The 16018-nt window shown below is 59.8% G+C and carries 11 protein-coding genes; 4 read left to right on the top strand and 7 right to left on the bottom strand.

The window, feature by feature from the left end; genetic code table 11:
- Nucleotides 1-8 precede the first annotated feature (8 nt).
- Nucleotides 9-1748, top strand: coding sequence for a PTS fructose-like transporter subunit IIB (locus PMI32_RS27340; protein ID WP_008024433.1), 1740 nt, complete (start codon nucleotides 9-11; stop codon nucleotides 1746-1748).
- A gap of 221 nt (nucleotides 1749-1969) precedes the next feature.
- On the opposite strand, the gene PMI32_RS27345 is transcribed toward PMI32_RS27340, so the two are convergent.
- Together PMI32_RS27345 and PMI32_RS27350 are read right to left on the bottom strand one after the other, a co-directional pair.
- Nucleotides 1970-2221 carry a bacteriocin immunity protein gene (locus tag PMI32_RS27345; protein ID WP_008024432.1) on the bottom strand — a complete coding sequence of 84 codons (252 nt, stop codon included), beginning with the start codon at nucleotides 2219-2221 and terminating at the stop codon, nucleotides 1970-1972.
- A complete protein-coding gene (locus PMI32_RS27350) occupies nucleotides 2218-3552 on the bottom strand; it encodes a pyocin-S2/colicin E7-DNase domain-containing protein (RefSeq protein ID WP_008024430.1) in 1335 nt (444 codons plus the stop codon). Before PMI32_RS27350 ends, PMI32_RS27345 begins: the two co-directional genes overlap by 4 nt.
- A gap of 387 nt (nucleotides 3553-3939) precedes the next feature.
- On the opposite strand from PMI32_RS27350, the gene PMI32_RS27355 reads away from it, so the two are divergent.
- The gene (locus PMI32_RS27355; protein WP_008024429.1) at nucleotides 3940-5481 is read left to right on the top strand and encodes an alkaline phosphatase D family protein; all 1542 of its coding nucleotides are present in this window, start codon (nucleotides 3940-3942) and stop codon (nucleotides 5479-5481) included.
- Between the two features lie 80 nt (nucleotides 5482-5561).
- Here the strand turns inward: PMI32_RS27355 and PMI32_RS27360 are convergent, their stop codons facing one another.
- Both PMI32_RS27360 and PMI32_RS27365 read right to left on the bottom strand, forming a co-directional pair.
- Nucleotides 5562-8087, bottom strand: a complete 2526-nt coding sequence (locus PMI32_RS27360) for a PepSY domain-containing protein (protein ID WP_008024427.1) — start codon at nucleotides 8085-8087, stop codon at nucleotides 5562-5564.
- Between the two features lie 238 nt (nucleotides 8088-8325).
- Nucleotides 8326-10584: a TonB-dependent receptor gene (locus tag PMI32_RS27365; RefSeq protein ID WP_008024426.1), complete on the bottom strand. Its 2259-nt coding sequence runs from the start codon at nucleotides 10582-10584 to the stop codon at nucleotides 8326-8328.
- A 205-nt stretch (nucleotides 10585-10789) separates the two neighbouring features.
- Here PMI32_RS27365 and PMI32_RS27370 point away from each other — a divergent pair, with 205 nt between their 5' ends.
- Nucleotides 10790-11470: a Fe2+-dependent dioxygenase gene (locus PMI32_RS27370; RefSeq protein ID WP_008024424.1), complete on the top strand. Its 681-nt coding sequence runs from the start codon at nucleotides 10790-10792 to the stop codon at nucleotides 11468-11470.
- A complete protein-coding gene (locus tag PMI32_RS27375; RefSeq protein ID WP_008024422.1) occupies nucleotides 11467-12234 on the top strand; it encodes a tetratricopeptide repeat protein in 768 nt (255 codons plus the stop codon). The genes PMI32_RS27370 and PMI32_RS27375 overlap by 4 nt, the downstream gene beginning before the upstream one ends.
- Before the next feature lie 169 nt (nucleotides 12235-12403).
- On the opposite strand, the gene PMI32_RS27380 is transcribed toward PMI32_RS27375, so the two are convergent.
- From PMI32_RS27380 to PMI32_RS27390, 3 genes are all read right to left on the bottom strand, one after another.
- Complete coding sequence (locus PMI32_RS27380) at nucleotides 12404-13567, bottom strand: type III PLP-dependent enzyme (RefSeq protein WP_008024420.1); 1164 nt, start codon at nucleotides 13565-13567, stop codon at nucleotides 12404-12406.
- Between the two features lie 646 nt (nucleotides 13568-14213).
- Entirely contained in the window at nucleotides 14214-15368 is a 1155-nt protein-coding gene (locus PMI32_RS27385) for an osmoprotectant ABC transporter ATP-binding protein OsmV (protein ID WP_008024418.1), read from the bottom strand.
- Nucleotides 15365-16018, bottom strand: a complete 654-nt coding sequence (locus tag PMI32_RS27390; protein ID WP_007900392.1) for an ABC transporter permease — start codon at nucleotides 16016-16018, stop codon at nucleotides 15365-15367. Before PMI32_RS27390 ends, PMI32_RS27385 begins: the two co-directional genes overlap by 4 nt.

Here is a 16018-nt window from a genome sequence, read left to right as displayed (position 1 = left end):
GGTTTGTCATGAAGTTAGCCATCGTTACGGCTTGCCCCAACGGCATGGTCACCAGCGTGCTGTGCGCCCGTTTGCTCGATGCCGCGGCGCAGCGTCAGGGCTGGAGCACCAGTGTCGAAGTGGTGGATGTGGCGCACCCGGAACGCCAGTTGTCGGCGGCCACGATCGAGGCCGCCGAGTGGGTGTTGCTGGTCACCAGCGCGCCGGTGGATATGTCGCGATTCGTCGGCAAGCGAGTGTTCCAAAGCACTCCGGCACACGCCCTGCAAGATGTCGAAGCGGTGCTGCGACGCGGTGCCGAAGAAGCTGAAGTTTACGCCGCAGCCGAAACCATCGTCGAACCTACAGCCGTTACCAAAAGCGCCCCGCGCCTGGTCGCGATCACCGCGTGCCCGACCGGCGTTGCTCATACTTTCATGGCCGCTGAAGCCTTGCAGCAGGCGGCCAAGCGATTGGGCTATGACCTGCAAATCGAAACCCAGGGCTCGGTCGGTGCGCGCAATCCGTTGAGCGCGGCAGCGATTGCCGACGCGGACGTGGTGCTGCTGGCCTGTGATATCGAAGTCGCGACCGAGCGTTTTGCCGGCAAGAAAATCTACCGTTGCGGCACGGGCATCGCCTTGAAGCAAGCCGAAGCGACGCTGAACAAAGCGCTGGCCGAAGGCAAGCAGGAAAGTGCCGCGACCGGCGCCAAAGGCCCGGCCAAACAAGAGAAGACCGGCGTTTACAAACACCTGCTGACCGGCGTGTCGTTCATGCTGCCGATGGTGGTGGCGGGCGGTCTGATGATTGCCTTGTCGTTCGTGTTCGGCATCACCGCGTTCAAGGAAGAAGGCACACTCGCCGCCGCGCTGATGCAGATCGGCGGCGAGACCGCGTTCAAGCTGATGGTGCCGCTGCTGGCGGGCTACATCGCCTACTCGATTGCCGACCGTCCGGGCCTGGCCCCGGGGATGATTGGCGGCTTGCTGGCGAGCACGTTGGGCGCCGGTTTCATCGGCGGGATCATTGCCGGTTTCATCGCCGGTTACGCGGCGCAGGCGATCAACCGTTACGCGCGATTGCCGCAAAGCCTTGAAGCGTTGAAACCGATCCTGATCATCCCGTTGCTGGCGAGTCTGTTCACCGGGTTGGTGATGATCTACGTGGTCGGCAAACCGGTGGCCGGGATGCTCACCGGGCTCACGCATTTCCTCGACAGCATGGGCACCACCAACGCGATTCTGCTCGGCGTGTTGCTGGGCGGGATGATGTGCGTCGACTTGGGCGGGCCGATCAACAAAGCCGCTTATGCCTTCTCGGTGGGGCTGTTGGCGTCCCAGAGTTACGCGCCGATGGCCGCGACCATGGCCGCCGGAATGGTGCCGCCGATTGGCCTGGGTATTGCCACGTTCATTGCCCGGCGCAAGTTTGCCCAGACTGAACGCGAGGCGGGTAAAGCGGCGTTGGTGCTGGGACTGTGCTTCATCTCCGAAGGCGCGATTCCGTTTGCCGCCAAGGACCCGCTGCGGGTGATTCCGGCAAGCATTGCCGGTGGTGCGCTGACCGGTGCGCTGTCGATGTATTTCGGCTGCAAACTGATGGCGCCGCACGGTGGATTGTTCGTGTTGGCGATCCCGAATGCGATCAACCATGCGTTGCTGTACTTGCTGGCGATTGTGGCCGGGAGTCTGCTGACGGCGGTGGTGTATGCGGTGGTCAAGCGGCCTGAGGTTGTCGAGTTGGCAATAGAACCCGTCAACGCATAATCCACCCTTGTAGGAGCCAGCTTGCTGGCGATATCGGTTTTGAAATCGCCATCGCCAGCAAGCCGGCTCCTACAGGTGTGAGTCGATCACAAAATGCATGAACGACACGGACCTGTAGGAGCAAGCTTGCTCGCGATAGCGGTTTCCCAGCCAACATTGTTCCTGAATGCTAAACCGATCTCGCTCCCACAGTGGGGCTGGTTTGTTTTCGGAGTCATGCCTCATTTCTCCTTGAACCCCGGCAAACCTTGAGTGGCGCGCCATTCCTTGAGTGTGCGAGTGATACCTTCTGCCGAGTCGTCAGCGCCGTCTTCCGGGTAAAAAATCAGATCTGACCCTGATGGATGTTCACTGATTTTTTCAAAGTGGAACACCAACGTGTCAATCTCTTTTTCCGTTCCGTCGTGGCTGATGATGCTCTGAAGCAAAGCCACGAACTCGCTCTCTGTGTATTCACCGATTTTGTTTTTCATGGTTTCTGCCGGTCTTCCTTGTGGGTTGTTGCGTGTTGTTTGGGTGTCATTACGCGAAGGTTATCAATATCGAAAACAGCACCTCCATGCTGGATCTGTTCAATGTGATGCAGTTCATAACGAGCGTTTCCTCCGTTACGCCCGGTCTTGGGGGCAAACGGGGAGTTGCCACCCAGAACGAAACTTTGGTTGCTGGCCTTGAACTGGCCAAGTAGCTCGGCATCATTTCCCACCGCAGTCCAAAACGCCTTCCTGAACGCATCAAAGTCTCTGAATTTTTGCCCCCGAAGCACATCCGCAATGCGCGTTGGAATGGGCGAACCCTGCCCAGTACTGGCCCCCGCCAGCCAAACCCCCACAACATCTTCACCCACCCCCGTGACACCGCCCGGCTCATACCGAGCATTGAGCACAATGTAGATTGGCTCAAGCCCGGCATCCGCCGGAAACCAGATAATCGCATCCTGATATTCGGGCGGATGCTGCGGGTTCACCAGTATCTTGTCGGCCTGTTCCGTGGGCGGGTACACCCATACGGTGGGCAACTGCGGGGCGCCTTCCAGCGCCGGGATACTCGGTGCGTCGTCGGGATTCGCGACGGGTGTCCAGGTCAGGCCAATGCCGTTGCCGAGGTCGGCGATGAACTGCTCGCCGTCCTTTCGGGCCTTGATGACGGGGACAAACTCCCAGTCTTTTTTTCCGCCGGTGTAGAAGCCGTAAGCGCTGATGGCGTTGTCCGGCAAGACCTTTACGTTGACGCGCACACGGGTGCGTCCCGCCTCCAGTGCCGCGTACTGTTCGTTTTTGTAGAAAGCGCTGTCGGGCGAAAGGCGGGTGTTGGGCATTAGCAGCGCCACTGTCCCGACCGCTGCCCCGGTCGCTACCACTGAACCCGTCAGCGATAGTGCGAGCGAACCACCGAGGCGTTGGGCCAAGGCGTTGCCCGTCGACGAGCCGGCTACCCATTCAAGCGGTGTGCCTTCGGCGGTAATCGCCGCGCCGGTGCCCAGTACAGCCCACAACCCGTAGTCAGCCAGTTTCTCGACGGGGACATAACCGGCGTGGTTGTTGTGATTGATGACACCGTCCGGGAGGTTGCAGCTTTTGGCGAACACGCAACCTTTGAATTGCGAATCGGACGTTGTGTCGAGAGCGTTTTGTCGTGTTTTTCGACGGACCTCCCAACGGGCATTGGCGTCCAGTTCATGCCGTTCGTTCTTGGCGGATACCGCTGCGCCAGCATCCTGGAAGGCTTGCACTTCTTCCCGCGTGGGGAGTTGTGTTGGGGCGGGCAGATAGTCCGGGGATTCCGGGAAACCGAGCTTTTTCATCAGCGCTTTTTTTCGTCCTTGGACAATCCCGGCATGTAGTCGGGTTTGCCTCAACCCTATCCGGGACGCTCAGGCGTAGGCGTTAGGACGTTTCCTAAAAGCGGTGCTGAAATTTCCTATTTCATGGTGTTGCAGATGAGGGGCGAGTCGGTAAGACCGCGTTATCGTTCATCGCGAGCAGGCTCGCTCCCACAATGACCGCGTCCGTCCGGGCAACTCGGTCACCTGCTCGCGATGAACGATTTAAGATTCAACGAAAATGGTGACGGTTAACCCGTAGTCGAGGGCAAGCCCGCTCCCACAGGGGATCTGCGACGTTGGCAGGTTTTGTGTCATGCCCGGTTCACACGGCCATGTTTTAGTTTTTCCTTTTTCAGGGAGAACACCATGAGCGAATTCAACCTCGGTCGCCGTCGTGTCATGCAAGCGGTCGGCGCCGGGATTCTGCTTCCCGGTCTTGCGCCGGCGGTGATTGCCTCGGTCAAGGATCGGCCGCAACTCACCGATGGCGTGCAGTCCGGCGACGTGCTGGGCGACCGGGCGATGGTCTGGAGCCGCAGCGATCGTGCGGCGCGGATGGTGGTGGAATGGGACACCCGTAGCCTGTTCACCAACCCTCGGCGTTTTGTCTCGCCACTGGCTGATGCCCGCAGCGATTTCACCGCGCGGGTCGAGTTCACCGGACTGCCCGCCGACCAGGCAATTTTCTATCGCGTGCATTTCGAAGACGCCCATAGCGGTGTCACCAGCGAACCCTGGTTTGGCCACTTGCGCAGCGTGCCGCAAACCCGGCGCGACATCCGTTTCGTCTGGAGCGGCGATACCGTTGGCCAGGGCTACGGCATCAACCCGGACATCGGTGGCATGCGCATCTACGAAGCCATGCGTTTGCGCCTGCCGGACTTCTTTATCCACAGCGGCGACACCATCTACGCCGACGGCCCGGTGCCGGCACAACTTGTGACTGAAAGTGGCCGCGTGTGGCGCAACATCACCAGCGACGCCAAGAGCAAAGTCGCCGAAACCCTCGACGAGTATCGCGGCAATTACCGCTACAACCTGATGGATGAAAACGTCCGTCGCTTCAACGCCGAAGTGCCGCAGATCTGGCAGTGGGACGACCACGAAGTGGTCAACAACTGGTCGCCGGGCAAGCAACTGGATGAGCGTTACCAGAGCAAGGATATCCACAGCCTGGTAGGCCGCGCACGTCAGGCGTGGCTGGAATATGCGCCTATGCGGTTGCAGAGCGCGGATAACGGCGGGCGCATCTATCGCCAGATCGGTTATGGGCCGATGCTGGATGTGTTTGTGCTCGACATGCGCAGTTATCGCGAGGCCAATGATGACAACCTCGGTGCAGCCAAACCCTTTCTCGGGCGTGAACAGCTGGACTGGCTCAAGCGTGAATTGAAAGCCTCCAGCGCCCAGTGGAAAGTCATTGCCGCCGACATGCCGATCGGCCTCGGCGTACCCGACGGTGAAGTCAGCCCCGGTGTGGCGCGCTGGGAAGCGGTGGCCAACGGTGATCCGGGCGCGGCCCAGGGACGTGAGCTGGAAATCGCCGAACTGCTTGGTTTTCTGCGGTCGCAACAGGTGCGCAATTTCGTGTTCCTGACGGCGGATGTGCATTACTGCGCGGCGCATCACTACCATCCGGATCGTGCGGCGTTTCAGGACTTTGAACCGTTCTGGGAGTTTGTTGCCGGACCGTTGAACGCGGGGAGCTTCGGGCCTAATCCGCTGGATAAAACCTTCGGGCCTGAAGTGGTGTTCGAGAAAGCACCGTCGGCGCAGAACATGTCGCCGTTTGCCGGGTTTCAGTTTTTTGGCGAGGTGAATATTGAGGGGGCGACGGGGGAGATGAGTGTGGTGTTGCGGGATCTGGATGGGGTCAGCGTGTTTGAGCAGAAGTTGCAGCCACAATGACCTGTAGGAGCCAGCTTGCTGGCGATGGCGGTTTTGATATCGCCATCGCCAGCAAGCTGGCTCCTACAGGGGGGAGGGGGTCAGTAGACGTCGCGGCGGTAGCGGCCTTGCTCGATCAAGCGCTCGACTGCTTCAACCCCGAGCACTTCGTTGAGCACCTGATCCACCCCCGAAGCCATTCCCTGCAAGCTGCCGCAGATGTAAATGACGGCACCGTCATCCAGCCATTGCTTGAGCAAACTGGCGGATTCACGCAGGCGATCCTGCACGTAGATCTTCTCGGCCTGATCCCGTGAAAACGCCAGGTCCAGCCGTTCGATATCCCCTGAAATCAACCACTCTTCAAGTTCGTCGCGGCACAGGTAGTCGTGCTCGCGATTGCGCTCGCCAAACAACAGCCAGTGACGTTGCTGCCCATCGGCGATCCGCGCCTTGAGCAAACTGCGCAGCCCGGCCAGGCCGGTGCCGTTGCCCAGCAGGATCATCGGCAGCGGTTCGACCGGCAGATGGAAACCGCTGTTGCGGCGCACCCGCAGGCTGATGGTGCTGCCCACCGGGGCGTGTTCGGTCAGCCATCCGGAGCCGATACCCAGGCTGCCGTCGGGGTGCAGTTCCTGGCGCACGATCAGTTCCAGCACACCGTCGGCGGCAATCGAGGCGATGGAGTATTCGCGCATGGCCAACGGCACCAAAGCATCCACCAGCGCTTGTGCGTGCAAGCCGACAAGGTGCGTGCGGTTCTCGGGCAATTGTCGAGTCGCGAGTGCTTGCTCCAGCGCTTGCGACAGGCCATCGAGTATCACCGAGGCGCGACCGTCGATCCCGAGACCATCGAGGAAATGCTCGATCGCCCACGGGCAGTTTCGCGGCAACACTTCCACCAGATCACCGGCCAGCCAACTGCTGGTGGTCGGTGCGCTGAGGCCCAGCAGGTACACCGGCGAGCCGCTGCTGTCCGGGTTCATCACGTCGCGGCGGCTCAGCGTCCAGTTGTCGTAGCTCGGCGCTTGCCAGGTGTCCACGGGCGCTTGTCCGGTCAGCAGACCAAGTTGCTGCTGCCAGTGACGCAAGGCGTAAGGGTCGCCGCAGTCGACTTCCACCGGCGCGAACAAATGCTTGCCGCCGTGCTCGCCGAGCCAGGCATGCAAGCGTCGGGCGAAACCGCAGAAGTGTTGATATTGCCGGTCACCCAATCCAAGCACCGCATAATTCAGGCTCCCCAGGCTCAATGCCCGGCCCAGCACTTTGCGTTCGAAACCACGGGCGCTGTCCGGCGCTTCGCCGTCGCCGAAGGTGCTGACGACGAACAGCGCATTGCCGGAGTTCCGCAGGTCATGCTCGCTGACGCTGGCCAGTGGCTGAACCTTTACCGGCAGGCCTGCTGCCTGCAGTTGGCCGGCGGTCTGCCACGCCAGTTGTTCGGCGAACCCGCTTTGGCTGGCGAAGCCGATCAGCCACGCCGGAGCATCGCTGTCCGGTTGTTCGAGGCCTTTGCGGGCGTCCTTGATCTGCTTTTTCTTGCGTCGACGATCGAGGTACAGCAACCAGCCCGTGACGAAAAACAGTGGCATGGTCAGCGCGCTGAGCGTCAGGACGATCCGCCCGACAATCCCGAAGTAACTACCGACGTGCAGCGCGTAGATGCTCGTCAGCAGTTGAGCCTTGAAGCTTTTGTCGCTGTAGCGGTCATGGCGTTTGACGACGCCGGTGGCCGGATCGAGGGTGATCTGGTTCAGCGCGCGGTCGTGGGGCGAGGTGGTCAACAGGTAGAACACCGTCGCGGGTTGCCCGGCCACGGGCGGCATACGAATGTTGTAGGCACTCAATGCCGGGCCGGCAGCGCTGTAAATGCTGCTCCACATCGATGCGTAATCGGCCGTCGGTGCCGGGCCTTCCGGTGCCGGGCCACGATTGCGAACGCGTTCATTCTGCGGCGCATCGGACAGCAATCGGGTCAGGCCCTTGTTGTACCACTCATAGGACCAGGACAACCCGGTCAGCGCTGCCAACAGGTAAAACACCAGGCACCAGGTGCCGGCCACCGAGTGCAAATCCCAGTTGAAGCTGCGGCCTGTTTTCTTCCAGTCGAGGGTCAGCCAGGCGCGCCAGCTTTTCCATTGACGCGGCCAACGCAGGTACAGGCCGGACAGGCAGAAGAACAGCAGAATCAGCGTGCACGCGCCAGTGATCTGCCGACCGGTATCGCCCATGGCGAGGAAGCGGTGCAGTTTCAGCATCAGGTCGAAGAAACCCTGGCCGGTGGCGTCGCCCATGAATTCGGCGGTGTACGGGTCGAAGTAGCGCATCTCCCCGCGACGCTCACCCGGTGGCGGGGTGAAGTTCACCCGTGCGGCGTTACCGCTGTCGGTGTCGACCCAGAGCATCGAGACTTTCTTGCCCGCTGCACCCTCGATTTTTTCCACCAGTTCAGCGGGCGGCAGCACACCGGCGACCTGTTTCTCGACCTGCAACACCGACGGGTTGAGTGCGCGCAGGATTTCATCCTCAAACGACACTATCGCCCCGGTGATGCCCATGAGGGCCAGGACCAGCCCGGCACTGATACCGAAAAACCAGTGCAACTGGAACAGGGTTTTCTTCAACACGTCACTCGCCTTGTTCGTTCGAAATTGTCATCACGGCGCGCATTATGCCGTGGGCTGTCGAGAAGCATTCTTTTTTACACACAAAAGCCCCGTTCATGGAGATGAACGGGGCTTTGCGCGTCCCTGTAGGAGCGAGCTTGCTCGCGATGGTCGTTAACGATAACGCGTACTGACTGGATCAACGCGTTGTCCAGACGTTTTTCGCCGGCAAGCCGGTCTCGCTCCTACAGGGGTTAGGTTAGAAGTGGAAGTTGGCGCTCAGCAGGGCGGTACGACCGGCCGCCACGTGGGCGTAGTGGTTCTGCAGTATCTGGTCGAAGTAACGCTTGTCGGTCAGGTTCTGCACGTTGAGTTGCAGGTCGACGTTTTTGGTCAGACGGTAGCTGGCCATCGCGTCGTAACGCCAGTAGGACGGGATCTCCACCGAGTTGGCGATGTTGCCGAACTGCGAGTCAACAAAAGTGGCACCCGCACCCACGGTAAGCTTGTCCGGTACCACGTCGTAAGTCGTCCACAGGGTGAAGTTGTTCCGCGGGGTGCTCGGCATGTGGTTGCCTTCATCGGCGGCGAGGGTGGTTTTGACCACTTCGCTTTCCATGTAGGTGTAGCCGCCGAAGACCCTCCAGTTGCGGGTCAGCTTACCGGTGTACGACAGTTCGAGGCCGTTGACGGTTTGCTCGCCGTCCAGCACTTGCGAGGTGGCACCATCCGGATCGTTCATACGTGCGTTGGTTTTCTCGGTGCGGAACAGTGCAGCGGTCAGCGACAGGTCGTCACCGAAGAAGTCCCATTTGGTGCCAATCTCGTAGTTGCGGTTCTTTTCCGGGTCCAGATCGGTGTTGTTCGCCGCCAGATCCAGGCCACCGTTGCCGCTGGTTTCACCGGACGGGTTGCTGGAGGTGGAGTAGGCCGCGTAGATGCTGCCGTTAGGCAGCGGGTTGTAGACCACGCCGATCTGGTAGTTGACCAGGTCGCTGGTGTTCTCGCGGGAGAAGTCGTTCGCCGGCGCTGTGCTGCTAGCGTTGGCGTGGCCGCTGGATTCGACCTGGTAGTTGTCATAACGCAGGCCCAGGTTCAGGGACCATTGATCGTTGAACTTCAGCGTGTCGAACACGTAGGCCGCGGCGGTTTTGGTGTCGGTGTCGGTGAACGCGGCGCTGTCGGTAATCGTGCCGTTCCAGTTATCCCCAGGTGTCGGGTTGTACAGGCTGGTGCAGTCGCCGGAGCGGAAGAGAGCAGGGTTGCACGTCGTGCCGCCGGCGGCCGAAGTCAGGATGTACGGGCGGTTGTGGGTGTCTTGATAAGAGAACTCAATACCGGTCACCAGGCTGTGTGCGATGGTGCCAGTGTCGAACTTGGCGCTCAGGTCGGTCTGGTTGATCCAGCCGCTGGACGTCGAATTACGGCTCTTGGCGCCACGGTACACATTGCCCTTGGCGACGTTGCCCTTGCTGTCGTCCGGGTTGGTGACGATGTAGTCCAGCGTCGAACGGGACATGCGGAAGCTGTTGGACACGGTCAGGTCTTCATTCAGATCGTGCTCGATCTTGAAGGTGCCGCTGTCATTGGTGGTTTCGCGAAAGTCGCGACTGGTGATGCCGTAGAAATTGTCGCGGTCGACATGCACCGGTTTGTCGACGTTGTACTTGCTGCGAGCCGGGTTCAGGGTCAGCGGAATGCCGTAGTCCGGCATGTCGTCGGTTTCAACGTGGTAGTAACCGAGGGTCATGCGGGTATCGGTGCCCAGGCCGAAGGCGAACGTCGGCGCGACACCCCAGCGGCTGACGTCCACGGTGTCACGACCGGCGACATTGGCTTCGTGTTTCATCAGGTTCAGGCGGAAGGCCGAGGTGTCGGTCATCTGCTGGTTCAGGTCGAGTGTGGTGCGCTTGGTCTGATCCGAGCCCCAGGTGAAGCCGCCATTGTAGAAACTGCCCAGTTTGGCGGTCTTGCTCACCAGGTTCAGGCTGCCACCGGTGGAGCCGGCGCCGGTGTAGGCCGACCCCGGGCCTTTGCTGACTTCGATCGATTCTACGTTGAAGATTTCGCGGCTCTGGGACGCCGGATCGCGCATGCCGTCGACGAACGTGTCGCTTTCAGCGTTGAAGCCACGAATGATCGGACGGTCGCCCGCCGGGTTACCGCCTTCGCCAGCGCCGAAGGTGATGCCGGGGGTCGTGCGCAAGGCGTCGACCAGGCTGGTAGCGCCCGTGTCGCGGATCACCTGTTGCGGAATCACGGTGACACTTTTCGGTGTTTCACGCAGCGGTGCGGTGTATTTCTTGTTGGCCGAGGTATCGGTCTTGTAGGAGGTATCGTCCTGTGTTTCGCCGGTGATGGCCGTGGCGTCCAGGGAAATCGCATTGTTCGGCGCTTTTTCGGTCTTTTCAGCCGCGAAAACCATATGCCCCGCAGAGCCGGCGGTGATTGCCACGCCAATCGCAGAAGCGAGCAAACGCGGTGAATTGACAGGTAATTGTGGTTGTTGGCGTGACATGTGAATTCCCCTCCCCAAGGATTTGAGGCCGCGGAATATAGGGTAGACGCGTCTATGTATCAATTGCGAAACGTTTCTATTCGCACTGAATTTACATTCTTTACAATTTACCCTTACGGTTTTTGCTGTTTCATTCGTCATAGGGGTTTTACAGCGTCAATAAGAATCAATATCATTGGCGCCCCTTTGCCTTCAGGTGGTCCTCATGCTGCTGCACATTCCCGGCTTGTTCACTAAAGAAGAAGTGCAGCGCATCCGCGAGGCTCTGGAACAGGCGGATTGGGCCGACGGCAAGATCACCGCCGGCTACCAGTCGGCCAAGGCCAAACACAACCTGCAACTGCCGGAAGGTCATCCACTGGCCAAGGAAGTCGGCGCGGCGATGCTGGAACGGTTGTGGAAAAACCCGCAGTTCATGTCAGCGGCGTTACCGCACAAGGTCTTTCCTCCGTTGCTGAACTGTTACACAGCGGGCGGCAGTTTCGACTTTCATATCGACAACGCCGTGCGCCAGCCCAAAGGCAGCATCGAGCGCGTGCGCACGGATTTGTCGGCGACCCTGTTCTTCAGTGAGCCGGACGACTACGACGGCGGCGAACTGGAAATCCAGGACACCTACGGCACCCAGCGCGTGAAGTTGCCGGCCGGCGACATGGTCTTGTACCCCGGCACCAGCCTGCACAAGGTCAATGCCGTCACCCGTGGTACACGGTTCGCCTCATTCTTCTGGACCCAAAGCCTGGTCCGCGAAGACAGTCAGCGCGCCCTGCTGTTCGAGATGGACGGTGCGATCCAGCAACTGACGCAGGACATGCCCGACCACCCTTCACTGATCCGCCTGACCGGCACGTATCACAACCTGTTGCGTCGCTGGGTCGAGGTATGAGTTTTCAACTGCGCCGCGAGGAAGTGCTCGACGGCGATCACCTCAAAGCCATGCTTGAGGAAAGTCCTGCGCGTGCTGCTCAGGCAATCCTGATCGCTGCCCGTGAAGGTGTGCTCGACGCGCAAGCCTTGCTCGGCCAGATTCTGCTGGACGGACAGGGCATCGCGCTGGATCAACCGCTGGCGCTGCGCTGGTTCGAGATAGCCGCTCAGCGCGGGCACCTGATGGCGCGCAACATGCTCGGTCGCTGTCATGAACATGGCTGGGGTTGTGCGGCAGATGCTTCAGTTGCAGCACAGCATTATCGCGTCGGTGCTGAAGCCGGACTGGATTGGGCGATGTACAACTACGCCAACCTTCTGGCCACCGGGCGCGGCGTGGGGGAGGATCAGGTACAGGCGCTGAACCTCTATCGCCGCGCTGCGGAGCTGGGCCATGCGAAGTCGATGAACCTGCTTGGACGCTATCTGGAAGAGGGCAAGGTTTGCCCGCAGGATACGGCTGCTGCTCGCGACTGGTATCGACGCTCCGCCGCTGGCGGGGATTTTCGCGGGCAGTTCAGTTATGCCGCGGTGCTGGCGGCTGAAGATAACATCGACGAGGCGCTGGCCTGGCTGCGCAAGGCACTGGCTGGCGGGAATCTGAATTTTCTGCGGGTGGCGAGTAAAGCGTTGTTGAACGCGACCGATCCACAGATTCGCGCCCTTGCATCAGCGTATGCCGAGCGGTACGCCGAACTCGAACAGACGCTCGTCCCCCTGTAGGAGCGAGCTTGCTCGCGATGAACTGGAGAGCGCCGTATTTATCCAGACAACGCGCGTTATCGTTGACGACCATCGCCAGCAAGCTGGCTCCTACAAGGGGGAGCGGTGTTTTTCGGATACAAAAAAGCCCATGACGCGTCATGGGCTTTTTGATTTCTGCGTGCAGCGCTTACACGTAGAACGATTTCAGCGGCGGGAAGCCATTGAACTCGACGGCGCTGTAGCTGGTGGTGTACGCACCGGTCGACAGCCAGTACAAACGATCACCGATCGCCAGGTTCAGCGGCAAACCGTACTTGTAGTTTTCGTACATGATGTCGGCGCTGTCGCAGGTCGGGCCGGCGATAACCACTTCTTCCACTTCGCCTTTCTTTTCGGTCCAGATCGGGAACTTGATGGCTTCGTCCATGGTTTCGATCAGGCCGGAGAACTTGCCCACATCCGTGTACACCCAGCGCTCGACGGCGGTGCGGGATTTGCGTGCAACCAACACCACTTCACTGACCAGGATGCCGGCGTTGGCGATCAACGAACGGCCCGGTTCCAGGATGATTTCCGGAAGATCGTCGCCGAAGTCTTCCTTGAGGAAACGGATGATTTCTTCAGCGTAGGTTTCCAGGCTGTTGGTGCGGGTGATGTAGTTGGCCGGGAAGCCGCCGCCCATGTTGATCAGCTTCAGGTGGATGCCGTCTTCTTCTTTCAGGCGCTCGAAGATCACTTTGACCTTGGCGATCGCTGCGTCCCAGACGCTGATGTCGCGCTGTTGCGAGCCGACGTGGAACGAGATGCCGTAAGGCACCAGGCCCAGGTCACGGGCGAGGATCAGCAGGTCCATGGCCATGTCGGTCTGGCAGCCGAATTTGCGCGACAAAGGCCAATCGGCAGTGGTCGAGCCTTCGGTGAGGATGCGCACGTAGACTTTCGAGCCCGGTGCTGCCTTGGCGATGTTGCGCAGGTCGGCTTCGGAGTCGGTGGCATACAGACGCACGCCCTTCTCGTAGAAGTAGCGGATGTCCTTGGATTTCTTGATGGTGTTGCCGTAGCTGATGCGATCCGGGCCGACGCCCTGGTTCATCACTTTATCGAGCTCGTAGATCGAGGCGATGTCGAAGTTCGAGCCTTTCTCTTTGAGCAGGTCGATGATTTCGACGGCCGGGTTGGCCTTGACGGCGTAGTAGACCTTGGCGAATTCGAAACCGGCGCGCAGGTCGTCATAGGCCTGGCTGATCATCGCGGTGTCGATTACCACGAACGGGGTTTCTTGTTTGTCGGCGAATGCCTTCATTTTCTGAAAGGTATCGCGCGCGAAATAGTCTTCGACGTTGATCGACATGCTGGGAACTCCTACTGGCAAACTAGATTAATCAATGGGTGCAAATGAACGTCCTCCGTATCCCCACTTTGGTTCGCCTACTTCCCAAGGCATGTCGCCGAAAGCAAAAAGGCCATGGGAAGCGGTGCTTTCCCTTGGCCTTGCTGTCTCGTCGTCAGTACTTGAGCCGGATGGATCGTTTCCAGCATGGACGTTCGGCGCGAACTTTAGGGCGTGAGGGGCTTTAGATCAACAAAAAATGTCGCGTTTTTGCACTTGTCTGACGCACGTTGCCGCCAGCTCTCCTTGTACTCGACACAGATGACAGGCCGATGTTCCCGAGGAATTCTGAAGTGTTAAAAATACCTGCACGTTCGACGCTTATGTCTGCCAACTCAAAGACAACTGCGATGGCGTCAACATCGGCGACGATAGCTGCGAAAAGGTCGGTTGAGCGATTTTTTGACTGTTTCGGCGGACTTTTTTAGAGACCGCTTGCCGAGGCAGGTGTTGATATTTTTTTCCGGTCACAGGCTGTACGGTTTTTGTGGGAGTGAGCCTGCTCGCGATGGCAATTTCAAATTCAACATCTTCGTTGGCTGACAAGGTGCTATCGCGAGCAGGCTCGCTCCCACAGGTTTTGCATGTTTACCCAGCTATATAGATGTCAGGCAACAGCCTCGGCTGGCGAAACAATGCTGGTCTTGCCGCCTCGGGATTTGCCGGAGCTCAGGTACTCGGCAATCGATTCCTGCGTTACTTCGCCGAGGAACACTCGCTCGGCATCCATCACCGGCAACCAGGCGCGGTTGAACTCGTACATCCGCGACAACAGGATGCGCAAATGCTCGTCGTACGCCGCCGTGGCATTGAACTCACGCAGGTACTGCGCGCAAGCCCCGGTCTGACGGTGCAGGTCGCGACGTCGTACATAACCGAGCGCCTTGTTCTCACCGTCCGTGACCACGACATAACGACGGTCATGTTCATCCATCAACTCCAGCGCTTCAGTCACCGGCGTTTCCGGGCTGACGGACGGTGCGTTGTCCGCCGCGTCTTCGGCCTTCACCAGCAGCAGACGCTTGAGCGTGCTGTCCTGGCCGACGAAGTTGCTGACAAAGTCGTCCGCCGGGTGCGCCAGCAGCGTGTCCGGGTGATCGATCTGCAACAGCTTGCCGGCGCGGAAGATTGCAATCTTGTCGCCCAGCTTGATCGCTTCGTCGATATCGTGGCTGACCATGATCACGGTCTTGTTCAGCGCCCGTTGCATCTCGAAGAACTCGTTCTGGATCATCTCGCGGTTGATCGGGTCGACCGCGCCGAACGGTTCATCCATCAACAGCAACGGCGCATCCGCCGCCAGTGCGCGAATCACGCCGATCCGTTGCTGCTGACCACCGGACAATTCGCGCGGATAACGATTCAAATACTGCTTGGGCTCAAGCTTGATCATGCTCATCAACTCGCGGGCGCGGTCGTGGCACTTCTGTTTGTCCCAGCCCAGCAGGCGCGGAACGATGGTGATGTTTTCCTCGATGGTCATGTTCGGGAACAGACCGATCTGCTGGATCACGTAACCGATGTTGCGACGCAGGGTCACTTCGTCGAGACCGGTGGTGTCTTCGCCGTTGATCAGGATCTTGCCCGAGGTCGGCTTGATCAGGCGGTTGATCATCTTCAGCGTGGTGCTTTTGCCGCAGCCCGATGGCCCGAGGAACACACAGATTTCGCCTTCATTGACGGTCAGGCTGACCGAGTCCACGGCTTTCACATCTTTGCCGTTGCTTTGGAAAGTCTTGCTGAGGTTTTGAAGTTCGATCATTTGAGCAGTCCTTTTGGAGTCAGCGTGCGTTGCAGCCATTGCAGAAGCAGGTCGGCGAAGATGGCCAGCAGGCTGACCAGCACGGCGCCGACGATCAGCATCGACATGTCGCTGCGGCTGATGGAAGCGAGAATGAGGACACCGAGGCCACCGGCGCCGATGGTCGCGGCGATGGTCATGACACCGATGTTCATGACCACGGCGGTGCGCACGCCGGCGAGGATCACCGGCACGGCGATGGGCAGTTCGACCATACGCAGGCGCTGGCCGAAGGTCATGCCGATGCCGCGTGCGGCTTCGCGAATGCCCGGTTCGACGCCGGTCAGGGCGAGGTAGGTGTTACGCATGATCGGCAGCAGCGAGTACAGAAACACTGCGGTGATCGCCGGCATCGGCCCCAGGCCCTGGCCGAATTTGGAGTAGAACGGCAGCAGCAGGCCGAACAGTGCAATCGACGGCACGGTCAGCAGCACCGTGGCGCTGGCTTGCAAGGGGCCGGCGAGCGTCGGGAAACGCGTCATCAGAATGCCCAGCGGCACGCCGACCAGAATCGCCAGGGTCACGGCGATGCCGACCAGGGTGATGTGCTGCCACGTCAGGTGCAGCACCTGCGGCCAGTCAAGATGGGAAAAGGCGTTGAGAAATTCCAT

It is taken from the genome of Pseudomonas sp. GM60 (assembly GCF_000282415.1).
GTDB lineage: Bacteria > Pseudomonadota > Gammaproteobacteria > Pseudomonadales > Pseudomonadaceae > Aquipseudomonas > Aquipseudomonas migulae.
This window is presented reverse-complemented; position numbering and strand designations above follow the sequence as displayed.